At 43.2% G+C, this 17,687-nt stretch carries 9 protein-coding genes; 7 read left to right on the forward strand and 2 right to left on the reverse strand.

What is annotated here, in order from left to right; all coding sequences use genetic code 11:
* Positions 1-107 precede the first annotated feature (107 nt).
* The 6 genes from C5749_RS11030 to C5749_RS11055 all read left to right on the forward strand — a co-directional run bounded on the left by C5749_RS11030 (position 108) and on the right by C5749_RS11055 (position 10,173).
* A complete protein-coding gene (locus tag C5749_RS11030) occupies positions 108-3,545 on the forward strand; it encodes a TonB-dependent receptor (RefSeq protein WP_105726008.1) in 3,438 nt (1,145 codons plus the stop codon).
* A 99-nt stretch (positions 3,546-3,644) separates the two neighbouring features.
* Entirely contained in the window at positions 3,645-5,390 is a 1,746-nt protein-coding gene (locus C5749_RS11035) for a RagB/SusD family nutrient uptake outer membrane protein (RefSeq protein WP_105726010.1), read from the forward strand.
* Positions 5,391-5,480: 90 nt separating this feature from the next.
* Positions 5,481-6,167, forward strand: a complete 687-nt coding sequence (locus C5749_RS11040; protein ID WP_105726013.1) for an SGNH/GDSL hydrolase family protein — start codon at positions 5,481-5,483, stop codon at positions 6,165-6,167.
* 5 nt (positions 6,168-6,172) lie between these two features.
* Positions 6,173-7,822, forward strand: a complete 1,650-nt coding sequence (locus tag C5749_RS11045) for an FAD-dependent oxidoreductase (RefSeq protein ID WP_105726015.1) — start codon at positions 6,173-6,175, stop codon at positions 7,820-7,822.
* A gap of 48 nt (positions 7,823-7,870) precedes the next feature.
* The gene (locus C5749_RS11050; protein ID WP_245893726.1) at positions 7,871-8,404 is read left to right on the forward strand and encodes a gluconate 2-dehydrogenase subunit 3 family protein; all 534 of its coding nucleotides are present in this window, start codon (positions 7,871-7,873) and stop codon (positions 8,402-8,404) included.
* 50 nt (positions 8,405-8,454) lie between these two features.
* Positions 8,455-10,173 (forward strand): GMC oxidoreductase, encoded by a 1,719-nt coding sequence (locus tag C5749_RS11055; RefSeq protein WP_105726017.1) that lies wholly within the window; start codon positions 8,455-8,457, stop codon positions 10,171-10,173.
* 28 nt (positions 10,174-10,201) lie between these two features.
* Here C5749_RS11055 and C5749_RS11060 read toward each other — a convergent pair whose 3' ends face one another.
* On the reverse strand, positions 10,202-13,345 hold the full coding sequence (locus C5749_RS11060) for a ligand-binding sensor domain-containing protein (protein WP_105726019.1): 3,144 nt from the start codon (positions 13,343-13,345) through the stop codon (positions 10,202-10,204).
* Between the two features lie 42 nt (positions 13,346-13,387).
* Positions 13,388-14,191: a response regulator transcription factor gene (locus tag C5749_RS11065; protein WP_105726021.1), complete on the reverse strand. Its 804-nt coding sequence runs from the start codon at positions 14,189-14,191 to the stop codon at positions 13,388-13,390.
* 291 nt (positions 14,192-14,482) lie between these two features.
* Between C5749_RS11065 and C5749_RS11070 the strand changes: the two genes are divergently transcribed.
* Positions 14,483-17,659, forward strand: coding sequence for a SusC/RagA family TonB-linked outer membrane protein (locus C5749_RS11070; RefSeq protein WP_105726023.1), 3,177 nt, complete (start codon positions 14,483-14,485; stop codon positions 17,657-17,659).
* The last annotated feature ends 28 nt before the right edge of the window (positions 17,660-17,687 follow it).

Genomic DNA, 17,687 nt, shown 5'->3' on the forward strand with positions numbered 1-17,687 from the left:
AAAAACCGAAAGTGCGACCAACACTTTCGGCAATATCTGCTAGGCAGAAAATGTTCAGGACAACTTGTAAATCTATAGTTATTCAATTGAACCAAACATTATTGTAAATGTACGAAAAAATTACTTTCACCCTGAATTGGGTGCTAAAAAGACAGGTGCTTATGCGCATGCAACTTACGCTAACAATCATTATCTTCTTCGCCATGCAGGTGGGGGCAAATAGTGTCGCACAGCACTATGTCACCCTCCAACAGCAGGATATTTCCCTAAAGGAAGTTTTTAAGGAAATTAAGAAGCAAACCGACCTCACGGTTTTTTATTCGGCGAAGCGACTGAATGATTCCCGCAAAGTCAACACAAATTTTAAGAATACCTCCTTGGAAACCGTATTACGCGAATGTCTTCGGGGATTACCCCTGACGTATGTTATTATGGATAAAACGATCGTCTTGAAAGAGAAGGAAACGAAAATAACAACACGTGATAACACGCAGTTAAATAACCGGCCGGTAACTTCTGTTTCTCCATCTCAACAGCATATCGTAACAGGTGTGGTTCGCGATGTAAACGGAGCCCTGTTGACAGGGGTTTCTGTATCGGTTACAGGAACGGCCTCTACCGTAGCTACTTCCGAAAATGGTTCTTATCATATCCTAGCGAAACCGGACGCAACCCTTGTGTTTTATTCGGTAGGTTTTGCACGTAAGGAAGAAAGTGTTCGTGGTAGATCTGTTATTGATATAACCTTGGAGCAAGAAATCAGTGATTTGGATGAAGTGGTCGTGGTGGGATACGGCGCGGTGAAGAAATCTGATTTAACGGGCGCCGTCAACGTAATCGACGAACAAACCATCCGCAATACACCTGCCGCAAATATTGGAATGGCCCTGCAAGGGGCAGGATCTGGTGTGAACATACAGCGTAGCGGTGGATCAACACATCCGGCACATACGCCTGAGATCCGTATCCGTGGAACGCGATCGATCGCTGCTGGCAATGACCCTCTTTTGGTTGTGGACGGTATTCCTTACGATTTAGGTATGATGAACAATATTTCACCAGATGATATCACTTCGGTTACTGTGCTTAAGGATGCTTCGTCAACAGCGATCTATGGTTCGCGGGGAGCCAATGGCGTTATATTGATGACGACCAAGCGCGGAGTAGAAGGGGCAAGGGCTACAGTTACCTATAGCGGATATCTTGGAATCAACAAGCCGTTAGGCTTTTATGATCTTATGAATGCGGATGAGTATATGGAACTACGGAAATGGGCCATGTACAATCGGTACAAAAATTCGGACGGCTACACCGGCATCGACGACCCCAGAGTATTAGAACGGGTATTCGAAGGAGGGCTTGACGGAGAAACGGAAGGCTATAAAAATGGCGTGTATACCGACTGGCAGAAAGAGTTGTATGACAAGGATCCGACAATCACCAATCATCAGGTAGGCATAGCGGGCGGATCTAAAAATACCCAGTATGCCGCATCATTGGGATATTATAAAGCGACAGGTATATACGATTTACAGTCGATGGAACGCACAACTCAGAAATTATCTGTGGATCATACCATAAACAAATACTTAAAAATAGGGATCAACACATTGAACACCTACTATATAAGCAGAGGAGAAAGCCTCAACCCAATGGGCGACGCTTTAAGGTTGAGTCCATTGCTCACGCCATTGATGGACGATGGATCAATACGGGAGAAAGTACATCCGAATGATTTGATGAGCAACCCGCTAATGGATCTGCGTGAGGGAGCTATCCAAGACGATCGCAAACGATTATCGACCTTTACAACCGGCTATCTGGATGTGGACCTCACGCATGGCTTTAAATACAGGCTTAATGCGGGTGTGCAGTTATCGCAGACCACATTGCAACGCTATTATCAGCAGGGAACAAGCAAGCGTCGTCAGTCATCGAATTATGGCTATAATGAATCAGCTTCACTTATAGACTATACGATTGAAAACCTTTTGACGTATGATAAAAAAGTAGAGAAGCATAATTTTAATGTTACGGCGTTGTTTAGTGCCGGAGAAAGGGAAGCACAGGATTTCGACCTGAACTATGAAAATGTACCGACCAATCAAGTAGGTTACTACAATCCGGGTACGGCTGAAAACCATAAAGGAGGTGGAAACTACAGCAAATGGAGCATGCTTTCTTACATGGGACGTCTTAATTATGATTATGACCAACGTTATTACCTGACGACGACACTTCGTGCCGATGGCTCTTCTCGTCTGGCGAAAGGGAATAAGTGGCATTATTTCCCTTCTGCCGCTGTAGCTTGGAACATCGGTAATGAAGAGTTTATGAATAGAACCTCTTCTATATTGTCTCAGTTGAAACTGCGTCTCAGTTATGGGGAAGTAGGTAACACCAACGTGGCTCCCTATGACACGCAGGGTAATATGAGCAGCAATAGGTATATCTTTGGGTCTCAGGGGGTACTTGGATATTATCCGACTGCCGCCTCCAACAGCGAACTAAGGTGGGAACGTACAGCCAGTTATAATGCGGGTATGGATTTTGGTTTTTTGGATAATCGGATTACCGGTTCGATGGAAGTGTACAAACAGTACTCCAACAATTTGATGATGAGTTTCACTCCTCCTGCAACGAGTGGTGTTAGTACGGCAATTCCTTACAATGTAGGTAAAACAGAAAATGTAGGATTTGAGACGAATGTCCGTATGCACGTTTTCAATGGCGACGGCAGGAATAAATTCCAGTGGACGACCGATTTAAATATCTACTTTAACCGGAATAAAGTCGTTCAACTTACCGAAGGAGCAGATCAACTGATTTCTGACAACCTCTTTGTCGGTCATCCGCTGGGATCTTTCTACGAATATGTAGGGCTGGGTATCTGGCAAGACACGCCTGAAGATAAGACGCTTGCCGAAAGTTTAGGACTTCAAACCTCGGGTGATGACTCCGTAATAGGAACAATTAAAGTGGCCGACATCAGCGGACCGGATGGTGAACCCGATGGCGTAATCAACGACTATGACCGGAAAGTGCTGGGAAGTCATCAGGCTAACTTTGAAGGTGGATGGACCAATACGCTAGCCTATAAGAACTTCGACTTAACGGTGGTTATGAATTTCCGACAAGGAGGTTTGCTTCGGTCTGAACTCTATGGGGGTGGACAAAATTCGCTGATAGGAGGTTATTACAATAACCTGGATGTTGACTATTGGACACCGGAAAAAACAGATGCGCGCTGGCCGGCCCCAAATAACAGGGTACAGAGCATACCTTATAAAGGAACGCTTACGTTGTTCGATGCATCTTACCTCAAGATACGGACACTGACATTGGGTTATACGTTGCCCGATAAATTGCTTACGTCAATTGGGTTAAGCAGGGCTCGTATATACGCAACAGCGACAAATCCGTTTACGTTCTTCTCCGAATATGTAAACAAATACAATGGACTTGATCCCGAGACCAACCGGGTGATGAATACGGTAATTCCTCCATCATGGCAAATGTTATTCGGTATCAATGTAACTTTCTAATTAAGACATGACAATGAAACCATCATGATTTATTCAATCACACAGAGGAATGAATAAATTTGATAGCTTCATCACCATTAAAAAACAAATTATATACAGATGAAAAATATAATATATTTATTAGCCTGCCTTCCGCTACTTTTCGTTACGGGATGCGCTGATTTTCTGGAAGAGGAAAACCACTCGAAAATGACACCCGAGTCGTTTAATACACCACAGGGGTTTGAACTTGGGTTGAACGGTGTATATGGCGGAATGAGAGCTTTTTACGGACCAATCAGCTCTATTCATATGTTAACTGTACCCGGAACGGATGAATTCTATAGCCGTGCTTCGGGTGACATTTATAATTTTGGCAATTATACAGCAAACTTCAAACCTAGTTCGGATTATATTTATTCCTATTGGAGATCTTCCTATACGTTGATTAATACGTGCAATGGTCTTGTACACTTTGGCGAAGACATGACGGGCATTACCGAAACTAAAAAAACAACCATGTTGGCGGAAGCTCGGTTCTTTCGGGCGTTGCTTTATTTCCGTTTGGTGCAGTTCTTTGGCGATGTAACATTGAATCGTACCTATAATGATGGAATTGTAAAAGAGGCTAAGCGTGACCCAATAGCCGATGTATACGACTTTGTTATCGAAGACCTGTTATATTGTACAACCCCTGGTAATTTGCCTGCCGGACCGAAAGATACCAATCCGGGTCGTGTTACACAAGCTTTAGCCCGCCATTTGTTGGCAAAAGTGTATCTCACGCGTGGATGGAGCAGCGCTGCTCAGTCCACCGATTTTGAGAATGCGTACAATACAGCTGCTGCACTGATTAATGATGGAGAACAGATAGGCGTCAAACTTATGCCAAGGTATGCAGATATCCATAAACCGGGCAATGAAAATAACCAGGAGATACTTTATAATGTGCAGATGACAGATGATCCGATTTATGGTGTGCCGCAAGCGGATGCGAACATCAATCATCTGAGCCATGTTTTTGTCGGTGGTTATTTTAATTTTAATGGTAGCGGTAATGTTCAACAAATAGAAGATGGACGTGTGTACGCGCGATATCATGGAACGAGCTGGCTATATAATGAAGTTTTCGGCGATATCGACAAAGACTCGCGCTATTACAGCACATTTCAAAGCGAGTGGACCGCCCCAGTTGATTTTCAGAATAAAACACAGGAATTTTATGTGGGTAATAATAAGTATGCTGCCGTTAGAAGTGGAACAAAAGGAGACCTTGCAGGTTATCTTCCCGGCAAAAATATGACCAAAGAGGAGATAGAGGCTACGAATTACTATGTACTTACGCCCGAAAACTACACCGACCCATCCTTCCCAACAATGAAGAAGTTCTTAGATCCCAACCGTGCAAGTCTGTCGTTCGACTCCCAACGTTCAATTATCGTATTTCGGTTGGCCGAAACATACCTTATAGCTGCCGAGGCAGCTTTTAAACTCGGCAACAATTCGACCAACAATGGTGCGGCTTATTACATTAACGAACTTCGTAAAAGAGCTGTCTCACAGGAAGAATATATAGACGACCTAATGATTACTGCTGCCGATATAACCATAGATTATATCCTTGATGAAAGAACACGCGAGCTTTGTGGAGAACAGTTACGCTGGCTCGACCTTGTTCGAACACAAAAATTGGTTGAGCGCGTAAGGAAGCACGGGTTCTTCACTACACAGTGGACAAATCATACCTTACCTAAGGATAATATACGGGATTTCCATGTATTACGACCAATTCCGCAGAAGCAAATAGAGTCTGTTATTGCAGGCGATCCTTACCCACAACAGCCTAATGGTTGGGATAATATGTAATATGGAAGACTCACAATGGAGTTATTACGCATAAATTTATACTAAAATAGAGGTGATTTTAATAGGCGAAAAATTGCTGTTAATAAAAAAATGATGAAATTAATTGTGACAATCTGCAGTATGCTGATATCTCTCTCTGCTTTTTGTCAGTCTCGCATGATAGAACAATTGAAAAAGGGTAAACCACAACATATCGTGGTATATGGAACCAGCTTGTCCAGCGGTGGAAACGGAAGGGCATGGATGGATGTCGTCAAAGCACGTATTGCTGAGGAATATGGCGATAATCTTGTCCATTATACGCTCGCCGGTAAGGGCGGGATGTGGTCTGTTTGGGGCGTAAAGAATTTTGAAGATAGTGTCATAGCCAAAAAGCCGGATGCCGTGTTTATAGAGTTTGGAATGAACGATGCGTTTCAAGAATACGGGACATCCGTTGCATTAGCTAAATTGAATCTGGAATATATGATTGATCGTGTTCGGCTTTATAACGATTCCTGCGACATCTTTATACAGGTCATGAACATGCCTATCGGGAAGTCTGCTACGTTTAGACCCCATCTACCAGACTATTATGCGATGTATCGTGAAGTAGCGCGGGATAAAGACGTTATGCTTATCGACCATTATGCCAATTGGCAGATTATCCTAGATCAGGGAGAGGAGACTTTCAGGCAATATGTTCCGGATGGCTTACATCCCAATAAGAAGGGTGGAGAAGAGGTCATCGCACCGAAGATATTAGAATTTTTAAACTTAAATGTAAAAGATAAATAGAAAACATGAGGAAAACACTATTGGCTGTGGTTATCATAGGGCTACTTGTTTCTTGCAACCAATCGCATTCAAATGACTATCAAGCAGACCTGATTGTCTATGGCGGCACATCAGCGGGTATTATTTCTGCGGTACAGGCGAAAAAATCGGGGAAATCGGTCATCGTCATATCGCCGGACAAACACTTGGGCGGATTGTCGTCGGGTGGACTGGGATTTACGGATACAGGCGATAAATCTGTCATCGGAGGGCTAGCACGTGATTTCTATCATCGTGTGTATCAACATTACCAAGATAGCAGCGCATGGCGTTGGCAAGCGCAATCGGAATACGGCAACAAAGGTCAAGGCACACCGGCCATAGATGGTAACGAGCGTACGATGTGGATATTCGAACCCCATGTAGCCGAACAGATATTCGAGGATTATGTAAAAGAGTACGAGCTGGAAGTTTGGCGGGATGAATGGCTAGATCGGGAGAGTGGTGTGATGAAAAAGGGCGACCGTATTGTTTCCATTACGACCTTAAGTGGAAAAACGTTTAAGGGAAAGATGTTTATCGATGCCACTTACGAGGGGGATTTAATGGCCGCTGCAGATGTGAGCTACCACGTGGGACGTGAGGCAAATAGTGTATACGGAGAGAAGTGGAATGGCATACAGACTGGAGTATTACACCACGACCACTGGTTTAAGAGCGATATAAGTCCATACGTGATTCCAGGAGACAGTGCGAGTGGATTGTTATATGGCGTTTCAGCGGAAGATCCGGGTATTTATGGAGAGGGCGATCATCGTTTGCAGGCGTATTGCTTCCGGATGTGTTTAAGCAATCATCCGGATAATCGCGTACCTTTTCCGAAACCAGATCATTATAACCCGGAAAATTACGAACTGCTGGCACGGGTTTTCACATCGGGCTGGCGGGAAACTTTCCGGAAGTTCGACCCTGTACCTAACCGGAAGACGGATACGAATAACCATGGCCCCTTTAGCACGGATTTTATTGGTATGAATTACGATTATCCTGAGGCGAGTTACGAACGCCGTAGAGAGATCATCAAAGAACACGAAGAATATCAAAAAGGGCTGCTGTATTTCATGGCAAATGATTCAAAAGTGCCTTCCGATGTACGGAAGGAGATGGCCCAATGGGGATTAGCAAAAGATGAATTTACAGACAACGGCCACTGGCCTCATCAGCTTTACATTAGAGAGGCGCGTCGGATGGTAGGGCAGCATGTCATGACGGAGCATGACACCTTTAGCGAAAGTGAGATTGCTGATCCTGTGGGGATGGGATCTTATGCGTTGGATTCGCATAACGTGCAACGGTATGTAAAGGCGGATGGCCATGTTCAGAATGAGGGGGATATCGGTGTAAAACCGAAGAAAGGACCCTATAAAATATCCTATGGCTCCCTTGTGCCGAAAAAAGAAGAATGTGGAAATCTTCTTGTTCCAGTATGTGTTTCCAGCTCCCATATAGCTTTTGGGAGCATCCGTATGGAGCCCGTATTTATGATACTCGGACAAAGTGCGGCTTTGGCGGCGTCTTTGGCTATTGACAACGGGACCGGAGTACAGGATGTTTCTTACGAGGCGCTTGAAAAGCTATTATTAGAAAGTAAGCAGGTTTTGTCAACGCCAAAATGATTATATTTACATAATTGATGAGACTCAAAACATATTAAAAAAGGCCATATGAAAGTAGATGTTATCAATAGAAGAACTGCCCTTCGTAGGTTGTTATACATCGCAGGAGGAACACTACTGCTCCCTGCTTGTTACCGCCAGTCTGGTAAAGCAACGATTGAAATGACACATCTGGTGATAGACGAAGAACAGGAAAATCTGCTAGCTGAATTGGTTGAGACCATTATCCCTTCGTCTGATACACCTGGGGGGAAAGAATTATTGCTTCACCTTTTTGTTTTGAAGATGGTGGATGACTGCCATAGCCCGGAAGATCAAGAAGCTTTTACTGCAGGATTGAGCACGTTTTCTACCTACTCGCGTGAGCTAATGGGACAAGATTTTATAAAATTGGAAGTCGATAAACGTATCGCATTTTTAGAGTCGCTCAAGGAAATAGAAAACGAAGAAGTAAAGCGCTTTTACGGAATTACTAGGCGTCGAACTATACAAGGTTTTACAAACTCCAAATATGTAATGACGGATTTGAAAAAATATGAGCTTGTCCCAGGCAGATATAACGGCTATTTTAAAATGACCTGATCGATAGGCACAGGGGTTAAAAACAAATTTAGAGAGAGAACACCAAAAGAATGGCAAACTTAAATATAGATAGTGTGAAGACACGCACATTTGATGCGATCGTCATAGGTTCAGGTGCGAGCGGGGGGTGGGCAGCAAAAGAATTTACCGAAAAAGGCCTAAAAACACTTGTACTTGAAAGAGGACGCGACGTGGTACACGTCAAAGATTACCCTACAACAAACCTCTACCCCTATGAACTCGAACACCGCGGGGAGACGACATATGCCGATAAACAAGCAAATCCAATTGCCAATAGATGTTATGCCTATAAAGAGGATACGCGACATTTTTTTGTGAAAGACGAAGAGCATCCCTATATTCAGGAGAAAGATTTCGATTGGATAAGAGGTTATCAGGTAGGTGGGAAATCACTCTTATGGGCAAGACAAACGCAGCGCTGGAGTGCCTATGATTTTGAAGGGCCGGCTCGGGATGGTTTTGCGGTAGATTGGCCTATCCGATACCAAGATATCGATCCTTGGTATAGTTATGTAGAGCGTTTCGTGGGCATTGCGGGAAACAAGGATGGATTATATACGTTGCCAGACGGCGACTTTTTGCCAGGTTATCCGTTGAATGCTGCAGAAGATTATTTTCGTCAATCGGTTAATAAAAATTTTCAAGGCAGACATGTAATCAGTGCCCGATGCGCCCACCTTTCAGAACCACAACCTATCCATATTGAGCAAGGGCGTGTAAAATGCCAACACCGTATCTTGTGTCAACGTGGATGCCCGTTTGGAGGTTATTTTAGTAGCAATGCGTCTACGATTCCTTGGGCACAAAAAACCGGAAACCTAACGCTCCGTCCACATTCGGTGGTGCATTCTATATTGTATGATAAGGAAACCGGAAAAGCGACAGGGGTGAAGGTTATCGACACGGAATCGCTCGAAGAATTGGATTTCTTCGCCAATGTAATTTTCGTCAACGCTTCGGCTTTGAACACGAACCTCGTCCTCCTTAACTCCAAATCCGATCGTTTTCCAGAAGGCTTGGGAAATGATAACGGATTATTAGGGAAATATATCGCTTTTCATAACTATACGGCCCGAATCAGCGCAGAATATGATGGTCTGCTAGAATACAGGACGGATGGCCGAAATCCCGCTGGAGGAGGATATATCCCTAACTTCCGCAATGTAGACCGTCAGGAAACAGACTTTTTGCGCGGATGGGCAGCTGCTTTCGGTGCGAGCCGATCGCAGATTCGAGATACCAATGGCGTCGGCGATGCGCTCAAAAATGCACTGCTAGACGATTCAAAGTGGAGCAACTGGCGTATACATTCCCATATGATGGCGGAAACCATTCCGAAAGAAGACAATCGGGTATGGCTCAATGCGGATAAAACGGATAAATGGGGGGTGCCGCTCTTACATATTTCGATAGATTATGCCGAAGATGACTGGCAAAGACGTAAAGACTATTATGAGCAGATGACCGCGATGTATGAAGCTGCCGGGTTTACGAATATACGAACGCAAGATGATGGTCGTCGGCCTGGAAATGATATACATGAGATGGGAGGCGTCCGGATGGGACATGACCCTAAAACATCGCTGTTGAATAAATGGAATCAATTGCACCTCTGCAACAATGTTTACGTCACGGACGGTGCGTGTATGACCTCTACAGCTACGCAGAATCCAACGTTGACGTATATGGCACTTACAGCGCGAGCTGTTGATCATGCAGTAAAATCATTGAAAAATGGTGATCTGTAGGTAGGGCATATAATTAAACGCCACGCATTTAAGGAGGGGTAGTTATTTGTTGCTCCTCTTGCAGTGGTAGTTTGAGTATAAATATATTCTCTCGCTCTTCTGTTACCATAGTCAGTGTACCGCTGTGTAGCTCAGCAAGCGATCTGGCCAGTGACAAACCCAGACCGGTACCTTCGGCTTTACCTATATGTGCCGTCGCTCTATGAAAGGGTTTGAAGATGTCTTCCATTTCCTCTTTTGGAACCAGATTTCCGTTATTCCGAAATGTGATATGCAGTTGCTTGTCGGCAACGACATCCGTTGATATATGGATATAATCTTGTGTATACTTTATTGCATTGCTTAATAAGTTGGATACGATTTTGGAAACCGTTTCTTTGTCGAGTACTAATGACTCCGGCGCATTTAAATGCCAAAATAATTTAATGTTCTTATATTGGATAAGTGTATTATTATCAAAAGCGATTTCTTTTAGGAGTTGATTGATATTCACAGCGGTAAAATATAATTTAAAACTATCTGATTCCATTTTTCTGAAATCCAGCAATTGATTAGTCATCAATACCAATTTATTGGTATTTCTTTCTATGGTGTGCAACCACTTGAGCAACGGCGAATTTTCATCAATTCTAAACATGATCTTTCCTAATGGTGCTTTTATTAACATCAGCGGTGTTTTAATGTCGTGTGCAATATTAGTAAAGAAATCGATCTTCGCTTTATATAACGCTCTTTCCCGATGAATTTTAAGTGCCTCGATGCGCTTTCTGTTTTTTTCTTTTACTTTTCGGTCATAAGACCAGATGATATATCCAATAAGAGACAGTATTGCTAATCCGTATAGCGTGTGGGCGATAGGGGACCGCCAGATAGACGGATGGATAACAATGTCAAGTTTTTTTTCGGCGGAAAGTGGGGTTCCGTCAATCTCCGTTAGTTGTACACAGAGTGTGTATTTTCCTGCCGGTACTTGTGTGAAATACGCTGTGTTACTGTTTTTAAGGGTAATCCACTTATTGTCGTATCCGTCAAGCTTATAACGATATACCTTTGATCGTGGCGAGAGGAACGTCATTGCCGCAAATTCGATACTGAAAGTCGATTGGTCATGTTCCAGGTTAAGGGAATGCGTATAAGCAATAGCCGTATTGATAATAGTATTGGGATTGGATGCCAGTACTTCTTTGTGTTGTACATGCAGACTGGTGAAATAAATAGGAATTTTTGGAGAGGGAGAATGGTGTTGAATACGTTTCGGGTTGAATCTGATCATCCCCCCGGTTGCACCAAAATAGATAAACTTATTGGCATCTTCAAATACGGAGTTATAATTGAACTGTAGTCCGATTATTCCGCTTTCTTTGTTATATATTTGCATGCTACCTGTTTGTGTATGGTAGCTGACAAGTCCATGTGATGTGGATATCCAGAGCGTGTTGAAATCGTCTTCGGTAAAGGTGAGAATCTGGTTGCTGGGAAGACCTTGGGCTGTGGTTATCCTAGTGAAATCCTCGTTATTTTCGTTTAAAATAGCAATGCCATTTTCGGTGGCTACCCATATTGCTCCTGTAGAGAGTTCACGAATGTGGTTTACTCTGTTGCTATTTAGCGAATGAGGTTGTTGTATGTTATGAGTATATATCGTCGTTTTATCGATAGTGGGATCGTATTTAAGTAGTCCATCCCGCCAGGTGCCAAACCAGATGTTGCCCCGCGAATCTTCAAAGATGGTCGTGTAAAAAATGTAATTGTGAACTTTTTTGAATATACTGAAAGTTCGGGTTTTCGGGTTGAAAATATGGAGACCTCGCCCTGTTGCGAGATAAATAAGACCGGCTCGTGTTTTATAGATATAATAGATAAAATTATTAGTTAAAGTCCCCCCAGTATTATGGCTGTCATAATGCGCTATCATCTGTCTTCGGCGGATATCAAATAAATCCAGTCCTTTGTCAAAAGTACCTATTAATAGGGTGTCTCCTATCAATAATAGTCCATGAATATTGTTGTGAGACAGCCCATCTGCAGTGCCATAGTGCGAAAAAGTTTCTAAGTCGGAATTCCAACAGCTAATCCCTTTATCTTCGGTGCCAATCCAGATATTCCCGTATGGATCTTCGACCATCTCACGGACAGCATACCCTAAGATAGATGGCTTTTGGTTTCTAGGGAATATTTTCTCAAATAAATCGAGTTTGGGATGATGGTAATTTAATCCTCCAAAATAAGTGCCTGCCCATAATCCTCCTTCGTGATCCTGACATAAGGCATATACAGCATTGTCTGAAAGGCTCCACGGGTTGTCGTGCTCGTGATAAAGTCTTTTGGTGAGTTTCGTTTTCGTATTGTATATAAATATTCCAGATTCTGTAGCGACCCAATATTCTTGATTGATGTGGAGAATGTCCCGCACGAAAAGATTGTTGTTTTCGGTATTTGTCCCGAAAATATGCTCAACAGATAAATCATGGGGTGAAATGCGTAATAAGCCGTGGCTTCTTGTTCCCACTAAAATATAACCTTGTTGGTCTGTATAGAGTTGTTGAACCCAAATATCTTTTGTGCCGAGTACCTCGTTTAGATTGAGGGACTGTTGGCTGTGAACACAGGTCAGTAAACCTAGGTGATTCGCATACCACGCTTTGCCATCCGCATCTATAGTAAGTGCAGAAACAAAAAAATCTTCCGGTTTCGTCAGTTGCCGCAGTTGGTTGGATATAGGTTTATAGGAATATAAAGTGAGATTGGCAACAAACCATATATGTTCCTTATCGTCTGTCCGGATAGATAAAACTTCACCACGTATATCGTCCCGGAAGATATGAAATTGTTCTTTCTCTTTGTCAAAAATATAAATTCCCTGATCGGTCCCTACCCAAATTGTGTGATCTCTATACACTAAAAGCTGTCGGATGAAGTTGCTCTCCAATCCATTCTGCACAGAAGGGTCGCTCTGGTAAATTTTGAACTGGTTGCCATCAAACCGATTTAAGCCGTTTTTGCTTCCGAACCATAAAAAACCATCTTCGTCTTGTACTGCACATGAGATGAAGTTGTTCGATAATCCTTGGTCTACTTGATAGTGATTGAAGTAATATTGCTGGCTATACACCGATGAAAAGTGTAGCAAGCTGATGAAAAACAGAACGATATATTTTTGGGTATCCGACATAACCACGATTTATTACATATTATTTTGAATGACAATACGGTCCTAGATGTCGGCTTTCTTGTTGTTGATCTCTTGAATATACTCACGGGGTGACATTCCGTAATGTTTTTGGAAATTCCGTCCAAAATGTGTGTGTGAACTAAAGCCTACTAAGAACGAGACTTCAAATATTTTATAATCATGGTGCAATAACAGTTCGGTCGCTTTTTTCAATCGCGCCATATTGATAAGTTCATTAGGTGATACATCTGATATGGACTTAATTTTTCTATATAAAGTCGGTCTGCTCAGGTTCATTAAATCTGCAAGTTTTTCGACGTCCAGATTCGGATCCGCCAAATGTTGTTGGATTACGTCATATATTTTTTCCAAAAAAAGAGACTCTTCATTTTTTTGAACAGTAGAAGTTTTGACATGTACAAAAGGTGAGGAGATAAAAAACTCTTTTATCTTATTTCTGTTAAGAAGCAAGCTATGGATTTGTGCACGAAGGTATTCTGGTGAAAAAAGTTTTTCGATATAAGCGTCGGCACCAATCTCCAAACCTTCTATTTTAGCGTTCAGCGTATTCTTAGCCGTAAGCAAAATAATGGGAATGTGCGCATGGTTTGGAGTAGACTTGATAATTTTACATACCTCGAAACCATCCATTTTTGGCATCATCACATCGCAGACAATGAGATCAATCAAACGGAGGTTTAGTACCTCTAGGGCTTCTACTCCGTCGGACGCTCTCGCGATTTCAAATTGATCGCTTAGATCATCTTCTAAAAAGTCTAAAACCTCCATATTGTCATCTACAATTAAAATTTTGGGTTTATGGAGTTGGTCTATAGCATCTATCATAATTATCGTTTTTGCTTAGCTATCACCAAAACTACACAATAGTTTCTCGTTTAGAAAGTGCGACCGGGTGAGATGAATTGGAAAAGACAAAATAACGAGTTTTTGAAACAAAACGTGGAAGTTAACGGAGGTATTTTTCCGTAATTGCGATTGTTATAATAACACGTTAACCATATAAACAAATGAAAAATAAACCAAGGGGTAGTCCCCCGTTACGCACAAGTGGGAAACTTATCAAAGAACTATCAATGCATGGCGTTATCGCCACTTAAAAATTTAACAAACTATTGTATGAAGCATTTCACGATTATATTAGTCTTGTTTTTATGCATCTTTGTGTTGCAGTCGTTCGCTAGCGTAAATGATTCACCCGTTACGACAACTAAACAAAGTAGCCACAACAGATTAAACTTTGAAGGAGCCCAAGAATTGGTTCCGGTAAAAGGTACAGTAACTGATATGGACGGAAACCCAATCGGTAATGTGTCAGTATATGAAAAAGGTACTAATAATGGTACGACGACAGCGACGGATGGCAGCTATACCATTAATGTAAGTAGTGTTGACATAACACTTGTATTTACGTCTGTAGGGTATGTCACACAAGAAAGCTCTGTATCACCCAACCAAATAGTAAACATCGTATTGCTCGCGGAAGAAAGTGAGCTGGATGAAGTGGTTGTCATTGGTTATCAATCGATACGTAAAAAAGATCTTACGGGTGCTGCGTCGGTGGTAAATACCAAAAATACAGAAGCGAAGGTGGCAAGATCGTTACCGGAAGCACTACAAGGTCAATCATCAGGTGTTGTGGTGAGAAACTCCGGAGGACCTGGTCAAGGTGCCGTAGTCAACATAAGGGGGTTAAGTACCTTATATGGCAATGCTAGCCCTTTGTATGTCATAGACGGGATGCTTTCAGATCCTAACGTAACTATCAATACGAATGACATTGAGAGCATCCAAGTCTTAAAAGATGCATCTGCCGCTGCGATTTACGGCGCCCGATCCGCCAACGGCGTTATCATCATTACTACCAAACAAGGAAAGGCCGATTCCCCCATGGTAGTCAATGCCTCCGCAAGGTATAGTGTCACTAGTCTACCGAAGATGTTTGATATGATGAATGGGGCAGAATATGTCGCGATGAACCGGCAAGCCTATGAAAATGCAGGTTATACACAACAAGCTGCTGTGGAGAATTATGACGGTACGGATGTAGACTGGGCGGATGAACTGTTCCGCACGGGGGCAATACAAGATTATAGCGTTTCTTTATCCGGCGGAGGTAAGGGTTCCAAGTATTTCCTGTCCGGTGCTTATTTCAAAGACGTAGGCACAGTGATCGAACGACAGTTTGACCGAGCAGCACTTCGTATTAATACGGAAACTTCACGGGGCCGCTTCCGGGTCGGAGAAAATATCATGATATCATCATCACATGGTCGATCTCCGTTTTCAGGAGGGAACTTTGGAGGCAATCCATTTTACGATGCCTTCAGTATGTTACCGATTATTCCGGTTCAGCATGCGGGATTTGTAAGTGCAGCCAACCCTGGAGGATGGGGAATCGGCTCCGATAACGCCCGGACATACTCCAGAAACCATGTGGCCCAAGCTTACATCACCAATTCTGGTTACAACTACTTTAAGCTCATGGGAAATGTATACGGTGAAGCGGACATTACCGATTGGTTGACCTATAGATTAAATGCCGGAATGGAAACCAGTTTCGACAAGAATACAAGTTTACGAGGGCAGGGAATATGGTATTGGAATCAGATTAATGCCCCAACGCGGATCGACGAGGGACGCTCCCAGTTTTTGAGTTATCTTTTTGAGCACACACTGAATTTCAATAAAACGTTCGATAAGCACCAGCTCAATGGTGTAGTAGGCTATACCCAACAAACCATAGGTAGGGATGGTATCAACGCGGGAAAAACCGATCTGCTCGAGGCTGGAGATCGCTATTTCAACACGATCAACTCGGCTACCGGAGAAAATACGTCGTCTGGCAGTAGGGGCAGAAATTTTATCGACTCTTGGTTAGGAAGGTTCAACTATACGTATGACGATCGTTATTTGGCGACCTTTACCTTCCGCTCAGATAAGGACTCTAGATTCTCCAAAAATTATCGCTCGGGATTTTTTCCTTCAGGAGCCTTGGCATGGCGAATTAGCAATGAGCAGTTTTTTGATGTGGATTGGGTGTCTGATTTGAAATTAAGGGGCTCGTACGGATTGCTAGGTGCTGCCAATTTATCCAATTACCAATATATTGGGCTAATCAATCAGGCGCCACGTGCGATATTTGGACCAGGTGAGCAAAATGCTTATGTGGGGGGCACGCAGGTGAGGCTGGTGGATCCCAACCTGCGGTGGGAAGAGAAAGCGACATTAAACTTAGGCTTTGATGCTTCGTTATTTAATAGGAAACTAGATGCTTCTTTTAATGTGTTCAGGTCTATTACATCCGACGTGCTACTATATCTGCCGATTCCCGGTTATATAGGTAGCTTGGGGGGGGATATATTCACGAATATGGGATCTATTGAAAATAAAGGGGTGGAGCTTGAACTAACCTATAAGCCCCAAGCAGCGAACGAAGAAGGCTTTCGATGGGATGTAACGGGAAACATTAGCTTTGTTCGTAATAAAGTGCTGTCGCTCGGTAATCTGGGCATTGATCCGGCAACGGGACTTCCTCGAAACTACATACAATCGGGCAATACGCGTACGCAGGTCGGACGTTCCATTGGCGAATACTATGTTATATTGACGGATGGTATCTTTCAGAATCAAGCTGAAATTGATGAACATCGTGCACAGTCTGGTATCGCGAAGCCCGGCGACATCCGGTACGTAAACTTGCAAGATATGGGCACAGGTAATGATATCAACTCGGAAGACCGAACCTTTGCAGGTACCCCATGGCCTACCTTCACATCCGGTTTGATGTTTAACGGGTATTATAAAAACTTTACACTTAATATGCAACTTTATGGGGTGTACGGCACGAAACTTTACAACGATATGCGTCGCGATTTCGACGGTATGGGCTACTCCAACTATAGGAGAGGAATTGTGCCATGGACAGCTGAAAATCCAACAGATTTTCCACGCCTCGGTGTGTCCTATACCAGTAACACAGCGGGCGATCCTGCGGTGGATCAGGGTATTCAATCCAATGTGCGCGGCGATACGCAGCGCTGGCTGGAAAATGGATCTTACTTGCGACTGAGTAATGTTCAGCTGGGGTACAATCTGCCTGCACGTATCGTGCAAAGGATGAACCTTTCTTCGTTGCAGGTGTACGTCAGCGGACAAAATCTGTTGACCATCACAAACTATTCCGGATTGGATCCGGATGTGGTGGGTGCTAATGCCAACCTGGAGCCAGGCGTGGATGTTGGCGGATGGCCACCCAACCGGATTGTGTCATTCGGGATAGCTTTAGGGTTGTAAATCGTTGAACCAAAAATAAATGTAGAAT

Source organism: Sphingobacterium gobiense (assembly GCF_002980575.1).
Taxonomy (GTDB): Bacteria; Bacteroidota; Bacteroidia; order Sphingobacteriales; family Sphingobacteriaceae; genus Sphingobacterium; species Sphingobacterium gobiense.